Source organism: Pseudomonas sp. P4_D7 (assembly GCF_056401755.1).
In genome coordinates, this window is record NZ_JBFUIR010000020.1 from 19,227 (window position 1) to 32,063 (window position 12,837).

At 60.8% G+C, this 12,837-nt stretch carries 13 protein-coding genes; 3 read left to right on the plus strand and 10 right to left on the minus strand.

All coding sequences use genetic code 11. The features are described 5' to 3' along the window. Positions 1 to 402 precede the first annotated feature (402 nt). Positions 403 to 705, plus strand: coding sequence for a hypothetical protein (locus AC1DVF_RS14920; protein WP_477782688.1), 303 nt, complete (start codon positions 403 to 405; stop codon positions 703 to 705). A gap of 133 nt (positions 706 to 838) precedes the next feature. Here AC1DVF_RS14920 and AC1DVF_RS14925 read toward each other — a convergent pair whose 3' ends face one another. The 8 genes from AC1DVF_RS14925 to AC1DVF_RS14960 form a co-directional block, all read right to left on the minus strand. After that, on the minus strand, positions 839 to 1,708 hold the full coding sequence (locus AC1DVF_RS14925; protein ID WP_460090460.1) for an isocitrate lyase/PEP mutase family protein: 870 nt from the start codon (positions 1,706 to 1,708) through the stop codon (positions 839 to 841). A 167-nt stretch (positions 1,709 to 1,875) separates the two neighbouring features. Then, positions 1,876 to 2,910 (minus strand): arginine N-succinyltransferase, encoded by a 1,035-nt coding sequence (gene astA / locus AC1DVF_RS14930; protein WP_477782689.1) that lies wholly within the window; start codon positions 2,908 to 2,910, stop codon positions 1,876 to 1,878. 61 nt (positions 2,911 to 2,971) lie between these two features. Beyond that, on the minus strand, positions 2,972 to 3,988 hold the full coding sequence (locus AC1DVF_RS14935) for an arginine N-succinyltransferase (protein ID WP_093439039.1): 1,017 nt from the start codon (positions 3,986 to 3,988) through the stop codon (positions 2,972 to 2,974). Positions 3,989 to 4,106: 118 nt separating this feature from the next. Further along, positions 4,107 to 5,456, minus strand: a complete 1,350-nt coding sequence (locus AC1DVF_RS14940) for an APC family permease (protein ID WP_477782690.1) — start codon at positions 5,454 to 5,456, stop codon at positions 4,107 to 4,109. 81 nt (positions 5,457 to 5,537) lie between these two features. After that, on the minus strand, positions 5,538 to 6,290 hold the full coding sequence (locus AC1DVF_RS14945; RefSeq protein ID WP_099758632.1) for an N-formylglutamate amidohydrolase: 753 nt from the start codon (positions 6,288 to 6,290) through the stop codon (positions 5,538 to 5,540). Continuing rightward, positions 6,274 to 7,605, minus strand: a complete 1,332-nt coding sequence (locus AC1DVF_RS14950) for a type I glutamate--ammonia ligase (protein ID WP_477782691.1) — start codon at positions 7,603 to 7,605, stop codon at positions 6,274 to 6,276. Before AC1DVF_RS14950 ends, AC1DVF_RS14945 begins: the two co-directional genes overlap by 17 nt. After that, positions 7,602 to 8,246 (minus strand): cysteine hydrolase family protein, encoded by a 645-nt coding sequence (locus tag AC1DVF_RS14955; protein WP_102902766.1) that lies wholly within the window; start codon positions 8,244 to 8,246, stop codon positions 7,602 to 7,604. The genes AC1DVF_RS14950 and AC1DVF_RS14955 overlap by 4 nt, the downstream gene beginning before the upstream one ends. A 2-nt stretch (positions 8,247 to 8,248) precedes the next feature. Beyond that, on the minus strand, positions 8,249 to 9,103 hold the full coding sequence (locus AC1DVF_RS14960; protein ID WP_093439023.1) for a MurR/RpiR family transcriptional regulator: 855 nt from the start codon (positions 9,101 to 9,103) through the stop codon (positions 8,249 to 8,251). 332 nt (positions 9,104 to 9,435) lie between these two features. Between AC1DVF_RS14960 and AC1DVF_RS14965 the strand changes: the two genes are divergently transcribed. Both AC1DVF_RS14965 and cobF read left to right on the plus strand, forming a co-directional pair. Then, positions 9,436 to 9,990 carry a histidine phosphatase family protein gene (locus AC1DVF_RS14965; RefSeq protein ID WP_460090467.1) on the plus strand — a complete coding sequence of 185 codons (555 nt, stop codon included), beginning with the start codon at positions 9,436 to 9,438 and terminating at the stop codon, positions 9,988 to 9,990. Continuing rightward, positions 9,990 to 10,745 (plus strand): precorrin-6A synthase (deacetylating), encoded by a 756-nt coding sequence (gene cobF, locus AC1DVF_RS14970; protein ID WP_460090470.1) that lies wholly within the window; start codon positions 9,990 to 9,992, stop codon positions 10,743 to 10,745. The genes AC1DVF_RS14965 and cobF overlap by 1 nt, the downstream gene beginning before the upstream one ends. A gap of 219 nt (positions 10,746 to 10,964) precedes the next feature. Here cobF and AC1DVF_RS14975 read toward each other — a convergent pair whose 3' ends face one another. Together AC1DVF_RS14975 and AC1DVF_RS14980 are read right to left on the minus strand one after the other, a co-directional pair. Beyond that, a complete protein-coding gene (locus tag AC1DVF_RS14975; protein WP_477782692.1) occupies positions 10,965 to 12,146 on the minus strand; it encodes an acetyl-CoA C-acetyltransferase in 1,182 nt (393 codons plus the stop codon). An 11-nt stretch (positions 12,147 to 12,157) separates the two neighbouring features. Continuing rightward, positions 12,158 to 12,823 (minus strand): CoA transferase subunit B, encoded by a 666-nt coding sequence (locus AC1DVF_RS14980; RefSeq protein ID WP_093439005.1) that lies wholly within the window; start codon positions 12,821 to 12,823, stop codon positions 12,158 to 12,160. Between the last annotated feature and the right edge of the window lie 14 nt (positions 12,824 to 12,837).

The following is a 12,837-nucleotide window of genomic DNA, read 5'->3' on the forward strand; positions in this document are numbered from 1 at the left end:
GGATTTGTGGTGTGACTGATGCGGGTGGGGTGTCAGGTGCATTTGCCCTCACCCTAACCCTCTCCCAGAGGGAGAGGGGACTGACCACGTTGTTTGTGATTAACACGGCGACCTGAAAGATTAACTTTGAATTCAAAATCGGATTCAGCGCGGTATCACAAGTCGGCGTAGCTCCCAAGCATCCCCCAATCAGTTCCCTCTCCCTCTGGGAGAGGGCTAGGGTGAGGGGCTTTTGTGGGAAAAATGGAAGTCGCGAACGGCGTACAAAAAATACCGAAAAGTCCGACAGAAGCGCTCATTGCGGCCGTTGAGCGCGGCTCTTATAGTCTCGGCTCGCAGAAAAATCTGCGACGATCTTGGCCGGTCGAATACAGCACCTGACCCCTATTTGGAGTGAACTCTATGACCGACCAAGTAATGCCCCGCTTCCTCCCCATCGACACGTACGACGCCGAATCCCCGGTGCTCTTCCTCAATACCCACTCAGAACTCGGCGACATGGCCGCCTGTGCGATGCACCGGTTTGTGGTCGTGCGCGATCTGGCCGACACCTTTGCCAGTCTCAACCTCAAGGGTATTTCCGATTGTGATCTGACGCGGGTGACCAGCGCGGTGCATCTGTTGATGCGCGAGGGCTGTGCGATTCTGAATGTGATTCAGGCGCGGGCGGTGCAGCGGGAAGAGGCTTACAAGACGCCGGTTTAGCGGTGTAGCGGCGGACGCCTTCGCGAGCAGGCTCGCTCCCACATTTGATCGGTGTCGAACACGAATGTTGTGTTTAACCAAGATCCACTGTGGGAGCGAGCCTGCTCGCGAAAGGGCCGGTGAAGCGTGCGCATCACTCCTTGACGCTCATGTATTCCTTGGCCCAGAGAATGTATTCCTCCGGCTGTGTATAGGTGTGCGTCAACTCGGTCGCGCTCAGGTCGGAGGCCTGGGTGAAGATCTGCCGCTGTTCACGCAAGCTGTCATACGTCGCTTTGATCGCCGCAAAGTAAGCGCCATGCCCATCGATGGTCACGCGTACACCGAGTTCGGCCAGACGTTTGTCGTCGCGCAGCGCCGGGTTGCCGTAGGTCACCAGCATCAGCGGTACGGTCAGGTGTTCGGCGATTTGCTCAAGCTGATCGAAATCCTGAATCCCGACCATGCAGATGCCGTCAGCCCCGGCCGCCTGGTACTGGCGAGTGCGGCTGATGATTTCCTGGTTCGGCAGAATGCCGGCGTTGGTACGGGCGATGATCGCCATTTCCGTATCAACCCGGGCTTCCAGCGCCGCGCGGATCTTGCCGACGCCTTCGGCAACGGTGATCAGGTCGGTGGATTTGCGCCCGAATTGCGCCGGGAGCAAGGTGTCTTCGATAGTCAGGGCGGCGACGCCGGCGCGCTCCAGCTCGACGATGGTGCGCATCACGTTGAGGGCGTTGCCGTAGCCGTGGTCGGCGTCGGCGATCACCGGCAATTGGGCGACGCGGCCGATGCGGGTGGCCTGTTCGGCGAACTCGCTGAGGGTGATCAAGGCAAAGTCCGGGGCACCGAGCACCTGCAACGAGGCCACGGAACCACCGAGAATCCCCACTTCAAAACCGAGGTCAGCGGCAATCCGTGCGGACATCGGATCGAACACCGAAGCCGTGTGATAGCAGGTGTCGGAAGCCAGCAGTTGACGGAAGTTACAGCGCAAATCTTGATGGGAAAGCCTGGTCATACGAGTTCCACCAATACAAAGGAATGGAAGGGCTTGAACAAAGGTGTCAACGCCGAAGAATGAAAAGGCTATCACGCGAATGGGTCAAGGATCATGACGAATTTGCAAGGGACAGGTTGTCGCGGACTCTTTTGCTGAAAGGATTTACCTTTTTGCGGTGGTGACCGTCAGGCCGCCACCGCCTGTTGCTGTTGATTGGGCAGCATCACCGCGCGTACCGAATTGCCCGGTTGCAGTTGCAGGCGCTTGGCGGTGAGGCGGTCGATCACCAGGCTGCTGCCGACCCGGCGGGCGCGAGCGACGGTGATGCGGCAGTTCTCCAGACGGCGGTTGTGAATCAGCCACAGCGGCGCCTGTTCGTCGGGGCTGCCGAGGCTCAGAGCCAGCTCGACGCTCTCGCGCACGGTGCGGATATTGCGCACGGGCGCTTCGATCACCGGGCCGCCGTCGAAGATGTCGATGTAGCCTTTGTGGGTAAACCCTTCGGCCTGGAGGATCTTCAGCGCCGGCTCGGTATTCGGGTGCGCCTGGCCGATTGCCGCCTGGGCCTGTTCAGTGAGCAGGCAGGTGTACAGCGGCTGGCGCGGCATCAGTTCGGCGATGAACGATTTGTTGCCCAGCCCGGACAAGTGGTCGGCATGGCTGAAGTCCATCTGAAAGAAATGCCGGCCCAAGCTGTCCCAGAACGGCGAACACCCGTGTTCATCGGCACTGCCGCGCAGTTCGGCAATCATCTTCTCGCCGAACAAGTGCGGGAACTCGGCAACGAACAGCAATCGCCCCAGTGACAACAAGCGGCCATTGCTGCCGTGGCGCTGATCATGGCCGAGAAACAGCGAGCACAGCTCCGATTGGCYGGTGAGTTCGTTGTTGAGAAACAGTGTCGGGATCTGCCGTTGAATGCCCAGATTCGGCGCCGAACTCACCGTCAATCCGACCCGATAGTTGTACCAGGGTTCGCGCAGGCCGACCGCCCCGGCCAGAGCGCTGACGCCGACCACGCGCATGTCGTCGTCTTCGAGCACAAACAGATAATCAGCGTCGGCGCGTTCCACCTGTTCGGCGAACGCCCGTTGCGCCCAACGGACCCTGTGGGACAGGCGATCTTCGTTGGCCGGCAGGGTGGTGAACCCCGGGCCGGCCTGTTGTACCAGCGCGAGCAAGGCAGGCAGGTCGCTGACTTTGACCGGACGGACAATCATGCTGTAACTCCTTCTGCGCGCCTGTTCGGGCACTGTCGTTGACTGCGCAACCGGGCGGGTTTCACAGGGCAATCAGCCGGATCGGGCTGCCATCGGTCACGTTCAGCGCCGCACACATTGCAGGGGTGAGGGACAGCGGTTGATCGGTCTGGTAATCGAGTTCGGCCATGATCGACCGGAAGCCGTGCAGCGCGTCGTTGCTCAGCAGATAACGACCGCGGGCATCGATTTGGGGTTTTTGCTGCACTGTTGCCGTCTGGCTGCGGGCGATCGAACGAATGTTGCTGGTGCGCGCATACAGGGTCGGGCCGGCGTCGAACAAGTCGATGTAGCTGTTGGTTTCGAAGCCTTCACGCTCGAGGATGTCGAACGCTTCCTGGCCATCCGGGTGGATGCGCCCGATGCAGTCCTGCGCGGCTTGCGGCAGCATCGGCACGTAGATCGGATATTGCGGCATCAGTTCGGCGAGAAACGTGCGGCTCTGCAGCCCGCACAGGCGTTCGGCTTCCGCGTAGGGCAGGTCGAAGAAGTGTTTGCCCAGCGCATCCCAGAACGGCGAATGGCCTTGCTCGTCGCTGTAGCCGACCAGTTCAGTAATCACCGCCTCGGCAAAGCGCCGCGTGTGAGCGGCGATGAACAACAGGCGCGCCCGTGACAACAATTCGGAAAACGGCGTACGCACCAGTTCGGCATTAATGTGAAAACCACGCAGCAATGTGTGGCCGCTGAGGTCATGGCACAGCGACAGCGCCGGCACGCCGTGTTCAATGTTCAGTTCGCGGGATGCACTGGTGAAATGGCGATTGCGCAGGCTGTAGAACGGCTCGTCGAAGCCCGCCGTCGCGAGAATCTCAGAGCAGCCAACCAGACGCTGGTCGTCCAGGTCTTCCAGCACAAAGAAGTAATTCTCCGGGCCGTGGGCCGCCGCTGCGCTAGCGAACGATGCACATGACGCGGCGATTTTTGCGCGCAGGCGTTCGCTGTCGTCCGGCAGGGAAGTGACGCCCACCAGACTGTCGCGGGCCAATTGTTGTAGCTGGGGCAGGTCAGTCTGTTCGACTGGGCGTAAGACCAGCATGGATGTACTCCTGTATCAAAAGGTTCGGCGATGTCGCCAAACCTGACTATCACTGTCGGTGTCCACGCGATAAATCGGCGGTCGCCTGATTTGTTGTCAGACGCCGCTCTTTTTCTTGTCAGCCGTTGCTCGGGTCAGGCAGCGCAGTACTGGCGCCGAGTTTATTCAGGAAGAACAGATACACCAGGCCCAGGGCAATCCAGATCAGGCCGAGCTTCTGCGCATCGACGCCCATGTTGTACATGATGGCCGCGACGATGATGAAGCCGATGACCGGGCAGATCAGGTGACGCACCACCTGGCCGGACTTCTGCCGACGCCAGTAGTAGTTGATCACTGTCAGGTGCAGCAGCATGAAGCCACTGAGCGCGCCGAAGTTGACCAGCGAGGTCAGGGTGTCGACCGAGTTGATGAACAGGTAGCAGATCACCAGCGACAGCACCGCCACCAGATAAATGCTCAGGTACGGCGTGTTGTGTTTCGGGTGCACCTTGGCCAGCACTTTCGGCAACTTGCCGTCGCGGGCCATGCCGAACAGCAGACGCGAGACAGCGGCTTGCGAGGTGATCGCTACAGCCACGCCCCAGGCCAGCGCCGTCGCTACAGCGGTCAGGGTCGCCAGCCAGCTGCCGGCAGCGATTTCGGCGATTTCATAGAACGCAGTGTCAGYGGATTTGAAGCCCATGCCTGCCGCCAGGTCGGTGGCGATCCAGGTTTGTGCAACGAAAATCACCCCCATGACTACCAGCGTGATCAGCGCCGCTTTGCCGACGCTCTTGCCCGGATCGCCCTTGATTTCTTCAGCGAGTGTCGAGATCGCATCGAAGCCAAGGAACGACAGCACCGCAATCGACACCGCTTGCATCAGCAGGGCGAAGTTAAAGGTTTCCGCGTGATACAGCGGCGCCAGGGTCAGCTCGCCGTTGCCGCCACCGTTGTGCAGGGCATTCCAGGCGTAGAACAGGAAGATCCCCAGCACCACCAGTTGCGCGAGCAGGAAGATGATGTTCATCCGTGCGGTGAAGGTGATGCCGCGCAGGTTGACGAAGGTCGCGCTGACCAGAAACGCCAGAATAAAGCCGACTTTCGGAATGTCCGGGTACAAATGGTTGAGGGCCATCGCCGCGTAGACGTAGAGCAGCGGCGGGATCAGCAGGTAATCGAGCAGCATCAGCCAGCCGGCGATAAAGCCGACGTGTTGATTGAGGCCACGCTGCGCGTAGGAATAGACCGAACCGGCAATCGGAAAAGCCTTGGCCATGCTGCCGTAACTCAGCGCGGTGAACAGCATCGCCACCATGCCGATGATGTACGCCAGCGGCACCATCCCCGGTGCCTCGGCGTTGACGTAGCCATACACACCGAACGGGGCGATGGGGATCATGAAGATCATCCCGTATACCACCAGGTCGGTCAGCGTCAGGCTACGTTTCAACTCTTGCTTGTAGCCGAATTCTTCAATTTCCATGAAGCGCAACTCCTTGTCAGCCAGTCGGTCGTTTTAGTTGTTATCGATCCATCGTTTACAGCGTCAGCAGTCTTTCATTCATTACAGCAAAGGCGCGAGGTATCCGGCCCAGCGCGATACGGCTTCGGGGCTGCGCAGCAAATCGTTGCGCACCTCGATCAGCACCGAGTCGAGGCCACGGGCATCGCCGTGCACCGGCACGGTCATGTCGCCCAGCGGATCGATCTTGTACGGCTGATTACCGGCCACTTTCAGCGGGAGTTCGCCGAGGCCGTCGAGCAGGCGTTGCGCGTAGGCCTTGGCCTGACCGAACAGCACGCCGGCCTCCAGCGGTCGCGGCTGGCCGTAAAACACCGGGGTGAAACTGTGAATCCCCACCACACGCACCGCTTGGCCCTGAGCAACACGTTCGTCGATCAACGTTTGCAAGCGCGTGTGAAACGGTTTGAACAAGGTCTGGCGGCGGTATTCGCGGGTGGCTTCGTCCAGCTCGCGGTTACCCGGCACCTGATAGATTTCGCTCTGCGCCGGAATACTGTCCGGGGCGTGGCGTGGCCGGTTCAGATCGATCAGCAGGCGTGAATAATTGGCGCTCAACAGGGTTGCGCCGAGCCTTTCCGATAACTGTTCGGCGAGTTGCAGCGCACCAATGTCCCAGGCGATGTGTTCAGCGGCGGCGGCCTCGTCCAGGCCCAGATTGTTCAGGGCCTCGGGGATGTAGCGGCTGGCGTGCTCGCACACCAGAATCAACGGGTGCGTCGAGTCGGCGCGGCTCAGGTTGTAGGCCGGTCGGGTGTACAACCCCAGCTCGGCGGATTCAGTACAGGCGTGCATAGTGCTCACACAAGTCAGCGGGCGAGAGCTGTTCCGTCAGCGCCAGTTCCTCGGTTTTCAGGGCGTAGTAAGTGTCGAGCAGCGGCTTGGGCAGCCATGCAGTGAAGGTGCCACTGTTGCGCAGGCAATCCAGCGCCTGGGCCAGCGAGGCGGGCAGGGCGACGATGCCCCGGGCCTTGCGTTGCTCGTCGTTGAGTGAATCGGGAATTTCGTTGGTGATGGCGTTCAGCGCCAGACGCTGTTCGATGCCCAGACGTCCGGCGATCAGCAGCGCGGCCATGGCCAGATGCGGCGAGGCGGTGGCGTCCATGGCGCGGAACTCAAGGTTGAACTGCTGGGCCACGGATTTGCCACCGAGGCTCACGGTCGGGCAGATGCGCAGCGCCGCTTCGCGGTTCTGTTGGCCCAGACAGGCGTAGGACGCGCTCCAGTGATGCGGTTGCAAGCGCTCGTACGACACCGGCGTCGGCGCGGTGAACGCGCAGAGTGCTGGCAAGTAATGCAGGATCCCCGCCGCCCAATGCTGGCCAAGACTCGACAGACCGTTGCTGGTCCCGGCGTCATAGAGCATTGGCTGGCCGGCCAGATCGAGCAGGCTGACGTGTAGATGCACGCCGTTGCACACTGCATCCGCCGCAGTTTTCGGCGCGAAGCTCAGGTCGAGGCCCATTTGCCGGGCGATCTCGCGAGTAATCTCGCGCACATTGACGGCGCGATCGGCCGCCGCTACGCCGAGCGTCGGGCGGCAGGTGATTTCGTATTGGTGCTTGCCGTATTCCGGCAGAAACATTTCCGGCTCGACACCGCCGGCGCGCAAGGCGCTGAGCAGCCAGCCGCCGAATTCGGCACCCTGACGCTGAGCCTCGAGGGAGAACGCCAGATGTTCGGCGAAACCGGCGTGCAGGTTGAATTCGTGCTCGAACGCGGCGTTGACCTGCAAGCCTAGTTCATCGCGATAACGCTCGATTTCATCACGCAACAACGTGCGCGGGCAGGCGCCCCACGGGCGGCCATCGGTTTCGCGGATATCGCCGTGGATGAAATCCAGCGCCGGTGCGTCGACGTCCGGACCGTTGCCGACGGTGACGCGGCTGCCCAGATCGGGAATCAACCGCAGATCGCCATATGCACCCCACGGATTGGTCGAGGCAATGATGTCCTGCGGCGTCAACGCGCTGTTGGCCGGCACCCAGCCACACCCGACGGCTTGATAATGCTCCAGTTCATCAGTGGGAAACGAGCGGCCACGGGTGATGCCGATCAGGTCGGTGGTGACCAGCGTGGTCATCGGCAGTGGCGTCAGGCGCGCGCTCATGGCCGCATCTCCTGCAAGCGAGCGAGCACGGTGTCGGTGTCGGTGATCCAGCAGTAACCCTTGATCGCATTCAGGCAGGCGTGATGGCGTTCGGCGCTGTAGGTGGCGCAGGCATCTTCCACCAGGGTGACCAGATAGCCACGATCGGCGGCGTCGCGCACGGCCATGTCGACGCACTGATCGGTGACGATGCCAGCGATGATCAAGTGACGGGTTTGCAGGTTGCGCAGCACGTAATCGATGTTGGTCGAGTTGAACACTCCGGACGAGGTCTTTGGCAGGACGATTTCGTTTTCCACCGGGCTCAGGTCTTCAATGATCCGCGCCTGCACGCTGCCTTTGGGCAGGTGCATGTCCGAGAGTTTGTGGTCGAGCGAGCGGTCACGGCCATCAGCCGTAAGGCTTTCGATAATGGTGTGCAGCACGTTCTGCCGCGCCTCGCGAAAGGCACTGAGCAAACGACGTTGGTTGGGCACCACCTGCATGTGTGCACGGGTCAGGAAATACTCGGCGTCAGGCCCGTTGAGGTGCGCGTCGAACTGCGGCTCGAGCCAGGCACGCTGCATGTCCACCAGCAACAGCGCGGTGTGATCGGTGACAAACGGCAAGTCCCGCGGCGAGCGGTGGGGAAGGCTGAACATCCTTATTTATCCTCCAGCAGGTGGGTGTTGAAGTCATTGCGCAGGGCATCGATGCCTTCCAGGCGATCGGCGAGGTTTTCGGTGCGCAGGGTCAGGCAGGCGATCAGTGCTTCGACCTGAGCCAGCGCTGGCACCATGGTGTCGAACGGCGAAGCCGATTCCACCGGCGCGCTGATGATCAGATCGGCCAGCTCACGCAGCGGCGAGGCATAGATGTCGGTGAACAACACCACGCGCGCGTTGTTGTTTTTTGCCGCGCTGGCGACTCGCAAGGCCTGGGTCTGGTAGCGGCGATAGTCGAACAGCAACACCACATCCTGGCGTTGCAGATCAAACAAACGATCGGGCAGTTGCGCGTTGTCTTCCAGAGCGAAGCAACCGGGGCGCAGCAGGCGCAGGTGATTGAGCAGGTAGGTGGCCATCAGGCTGCTGAAGCGCCCGCCGAAGCAATACACCTGATGACGGGCATCGAGCAGCCAGTCGGTGAGAATGCGCACGTCTTCGGGTTGGGTCAGCGATTGGGTTTCGACCAGCAGGCGATGACTGTCGCCCAGATAGTGGCTCCAGGCGTCGTCCCTGTGTTGATGGGCGCGCGGTTGCAACAGCGTGCGCGGCGAGCGCAGGCGGTGATCCATGTCACTGAGCAGGGCATCCTGGAATTCGGCGTAACCACCGAAGCCGAGTTTTTTCACCAGCCGCACAATGGTCGGATCGCTGACGCCGGCATGTTCGGCCAGACGCGCCATCGGCCCCAGACCGTTGCGGGGATACTGATCAAGCAAGGCGCGAACGACTTTGCGCTCCGACGGCGTAAGATCCAGGCCGGGATCGGTGATCAGGTCTCTAAGAGGGGGCATCCGGGCTCCTGCTGGATGAGGGGGTGTTGAATTCGCTTCATAATCCGTCAAAACAGTATTTATGTAACTGACGTTACATGTCTAGTGAATTTTTCAGCGTGTTGAAAAGGCCCCGAAATGGGGCGAGACGCCTGTATAACAAGGGCCACACGGACTTCTACAGGGCTTGTAGTCCATCGCCCACGATAGTGTCAGAGATTGCCGTATTTTTTGCTTTTGTCCGCACTTGTCGGGGCGATGCAACAACCCGGCAGCCCTCGGTTTACGGCACAATTGCCGACAGAACGGCTTTGCGCCGCTGTTTTTCATGAAGGCCCACCGGAGCGATCCCTGTGCAGACCACTCGTTTGACATTGATTTGCCATGCGCGAACCGTCGCACAGAAATTGGCGTGTTTTCCTACGAATGAACCTGTTGAAAATAGCCAGCTGGCATCGTGCGAATTGGCCGAGCGTTTCGACGCCGCGCGACGCTTGATTTGCGCACCGGAGTTGCGCACGCGCCAGACAGCGGCTTGGTTTGGCACCGACGCGCAGATTGATGAGGCGCTGCGCGATTGTGACTGGGGACGTTGGCATGGCCAGTCGATCAAAGCCCTGCAAGCCTCGGAAGACGCCGCGCTGCAGGCCTGGCTGGACGATCCCCACGCCACTCCGCATGACGGTGAGTCAACGGCGCAGTTGTGCCAGCGCGTGGCGACTTGGCTAGCTAACCTGCAAGGCACGTCGGGACATGTCGTGGCGGTGACGCATCCGTTTGTCATCCGCGCCGCGCTGATCCACGTGCTGCGCGGTTCGGCGTTGCATGACATCGATGTCGAACCGTTGTCGCTGCTCGAACTGCGCTTCACCGGGCGCTGGCGCCTGTGTCTTAAAGGAGCTTTGTGATGAAACAACTGCTGGTGATCGGCATCGGTGCCGGCAATCCCGACTACATCACGATGCAGGCGGTGAAGGCGTTGAATCGGGTCGACGTGTTCTTTCTGATGGATAAAGGCCAGAGCAAGGACAAGCTGATCGACCTGCGCCGCGAGATTTGTGAGCGCTACATCGACAACCCTGACTATCGCTTCGTCGAGGCCCACAGTCCGGAGCGCGAACGCGGCGATGTCGACTACGCCGCCAGTGTTGATGAGCTGAACCGCGCCAAGCAGCAGACCTTCGAACGCCTGATCAATGACCAATTGTCTGACGGTCAGTGCGGCGGTTTCCTGGTGTGGGGCGATCCGGCGCTGTACGACAGCACCGTGCGCATCCTCCAGGCGATTCTGGCCTCGGGCGCGTGCGCCTTCGAGTTTGAGGTGATCCCCGGGATCACTAGCGTTCAGGCGTTGGCGGCGCAGCACAAGGTGCCGTTGAACACCATCGGTCGTTCCATCGAAATCACCACCGGGCGGCGTTTGGCGGCAGGGCAGGTGAGTGATGCGGACAGTCTGGTGGTGATGCTCGATGCCGAGGATTCGTATCAGCGGGTGGCCGATCAGCAGACCCGGATTTATTGGGGCGCCTACTTGGGCACGCCGGATGAGATTCTGATCAGTGGCAGGCTGTCGGATGTTGCGGATGAGATCGAGCGGGTGCGCAAGGCGGCGCGGGCCGAGCATGGGTGGATCATGGATACGTATTTGTTGCGCAAGCCTTAGATTTTCACTGGCCGGTAAGGCCCCTTCGCGAGCAAGCTCGCTCCCACAGGGGAACGCATTTCAAAATGTGGGAGCGAGCTTGCTCGCGAAGGCGCCGGAACATTCAACGCACATTTCGAACAGGCAAAAAAACACCCGGTGCAACGCAAGTTGCACCGGGTTTTTTGTTGCCAGCAAGCGGCGGATGTCGTGGATCCGCCATTCACTGTTGAACTCTGGTTATACGCGTTCCAGCGCCAGCGCCACGCCTTGGCCGCCGCCGATGCACAGGGTCGCCAGACCCTTTTTCGCATCACGCTTGATCATTTCATGCAGCAGGGTCACCAGCACGCGGCAACCCGATGCACCGATCGGATGGCCCAACGCGATGGCGCCGCCGTTGACGTTGACCTTGTCCAGATCCCATTGCAGGTCCTTGGCCACCGCCAGCGATTGCGCAGCGAAGGCTTCGTTGGCCTCGATCAGGTCGAGTTGACCGAGGTTCCAGCCAGCCTTGTCGAGGCAGCGGCGAGTCGCCGAAACCGGGCCGATGCCCATGATTGCAGGATCAACACCTGCGTTGGCGTAGGCAGCTATTTTCGCCAGAACCGGCAGACCGAGGGCTTTGGCTTTCTCGGCGCTCATCAAGATGACCGCAGCGGCGCCGTCATTCAGCGACGAAGCGTTGCCGGCCGTGACGCTGCCGTCCTTTTTAAATGCCGGGCGCAGTTTCGCCAGGGATTCGGCAGTGGTGTCGCCACGCGGCTGTTCATCAACCTTGAAGGCAACCGGATCGCCTTTGCGTTGCGGGATCAGGATCGGGGTGATCTCATCGACAAAGCGACCGGCCTCAATCGCGGCGGCGGCTTTCTGCTGCGAGGCTGCGGCGAAGGCGTCCTGCTGTTCGCGGCTGATCTCGTATTTGTCGACGAGGTTCTCGGCAGTGATGCCCATGTGGTAGTCGTTGAACGCATCCCACAGGCCATCGCTGATCATGGTGTCGACGATTTGCGCGTGGCCCATACGCAGACCGGTGCGTGCGCCCGGCATGACGTAGTTGGACAGGCTCATGTTTTCCTGGCCGCCGGCGATGATTACGTCAGCGTCGCCGCAACGGATCGCTTGCGCACCCAGATGCAGGGCTTTGAGGCCCGAACCGCAAACCTTGTTCAGGGTCATTGCTGGCACGGCGTGGGGCAAGCCGGCCTTGATCGCTGCCTGACGCGCCGGGTTCTGGCCGGCGCCAGCGGTCAGCACCTGGCCCATGATCACTTCATCGACCTGCGCACCTTCCAGACCGGTTTGTTCGAGCAACTGGCGGATCACCGCCGCGCCCAGATCAACCGCGGACACGCTGGCCAGGGAGCCCTGGAAACTGCCGATCGCGGTGCGCGTGGCGGCAACAATTACGACGTCTTGCATTTTCGAATTCCTCACTGGGCAGCGAACTGCATTTCCGGTACGTGATCCGGGACGATCAGTTTACCAGCGGTTTTGGCGACGATTTCCTCGACGCTGACGCCAGGTGCGCGTTCCTTGAGGACAAAAGCGCCATTTTCGATTTCCAGGTAGGCGAGGTCGGTCAGCACACGCTTGATGCACCCGGCGCCGGTCAGCGGCAGGCTGCACTTGGATAGCAGTTTCGACTCACCATCCTTGGACGCGTGGGTCATGATCACGATGATGTTGTCGGCGCCGGCCACCAGATCCATCGCACCGCCCATGCCCTTGACCAGTTTGCCGGGGATCATCCACGAGGCGATGTTGCCTTCGACGTCCACTTCGAACGCGCCGAGCACGGTCAGGTCGACATGACCGCCACGGATCATCGCGAACGATTCGGCGGAGTTGAAGATCGACGCGCCGATGCGTGCGGTCACGGTCTGTTTGCCGGCGTTGATCATGTCGGCATCGATGGTGTCTTCAGTCGGAAACGGACCCATGCCGAGCAGGCCGTTTTCCGACTGCAGCATGACTTCCATGCCTTCGGGAATGTAGTTGGCGACCAGGGTCGGAATACCGATGCCGAGGTTCACATAAAAGCCGTCCTGCATTTCGCGGGCGACGCGCTGAGCCATTTGTTCGCGGGTAAGTGCCATGGTTTTATTCTCCG

Bases quoted from the DNA above. Each gene is read 5' to 3' on its own strand.
- AC1DVF_RS14920 (WP_477782688.1), top strand. From the start codon at position 403: ATGACCGACCAAGTAATGCCCCGCTTCCTCCCCATCGACACGTACGAC.
- AC1DVF_RS14925 (WP_460090460.1), bottom strand. From the start codon at position 1,708: ATGACCAGGCTTTCCCATCAAGATTTGCGCTGTAACTTCCGTCAACTG.
- AC1DVF_RS14935 (WP_093439039.1), bottom strand. From the start codon at position 3,988: ATGCTGGTCTTACGCCCAGTCGAACAGACTGACCTGCCCCAGCTACAA.
- AC1DVF_RS14945 (WP_099758632.1), bottom strand. From the start codon at position 6,290: ATGCACGCCTGTACTGAATCCGCCGAGCTGGGGTTGTACACCCGACCG.
- AC1DVF_RS14950 (WP_477782691.1), bottom strand. From the start codon at position 7,605: ATGAGCGCGCGCCTGACGCCACTGCCGATGACCACGCTGGTCACCACC.
- AC1DVF_RS14955 (WP_102902766.1), bottom strand. From the start codon at position 8,246: ATGTTCAGCCTTCCCCACCGCTCGCCGCGGGACTTGCCGTTTGTCACC.
- AC1DVF_RS14960 (WP_093439023.1), bottom strand. From the start codon at position 9,103: ATGCCCCCTCTTAGAGACCTGATCACCGATCCCGGCCTGGATCTTACG.
- cobF (WP_460090470.1), top strand. From the start codon at position 9,990: ATGAAACAACTGCTGGTGATCGGCATCGGTGCCGGCAATCCCGACTAC.
- AC1DVF_RS14975 (WP_477782692.1), bottom strand. From the start codon at position 12,146: ATGCAAGACGTCGTAATTGTTGCCGCCACGCGCACCGCGATCGGCAGT.
- AC1DVF_RS14980 (WP_093439005.1), bottom strand. From the start codon at position 12,823: ATGGCACTTACCCGCGAACAAATGGCTCAGCGCGTCGCCCGCGAAATG.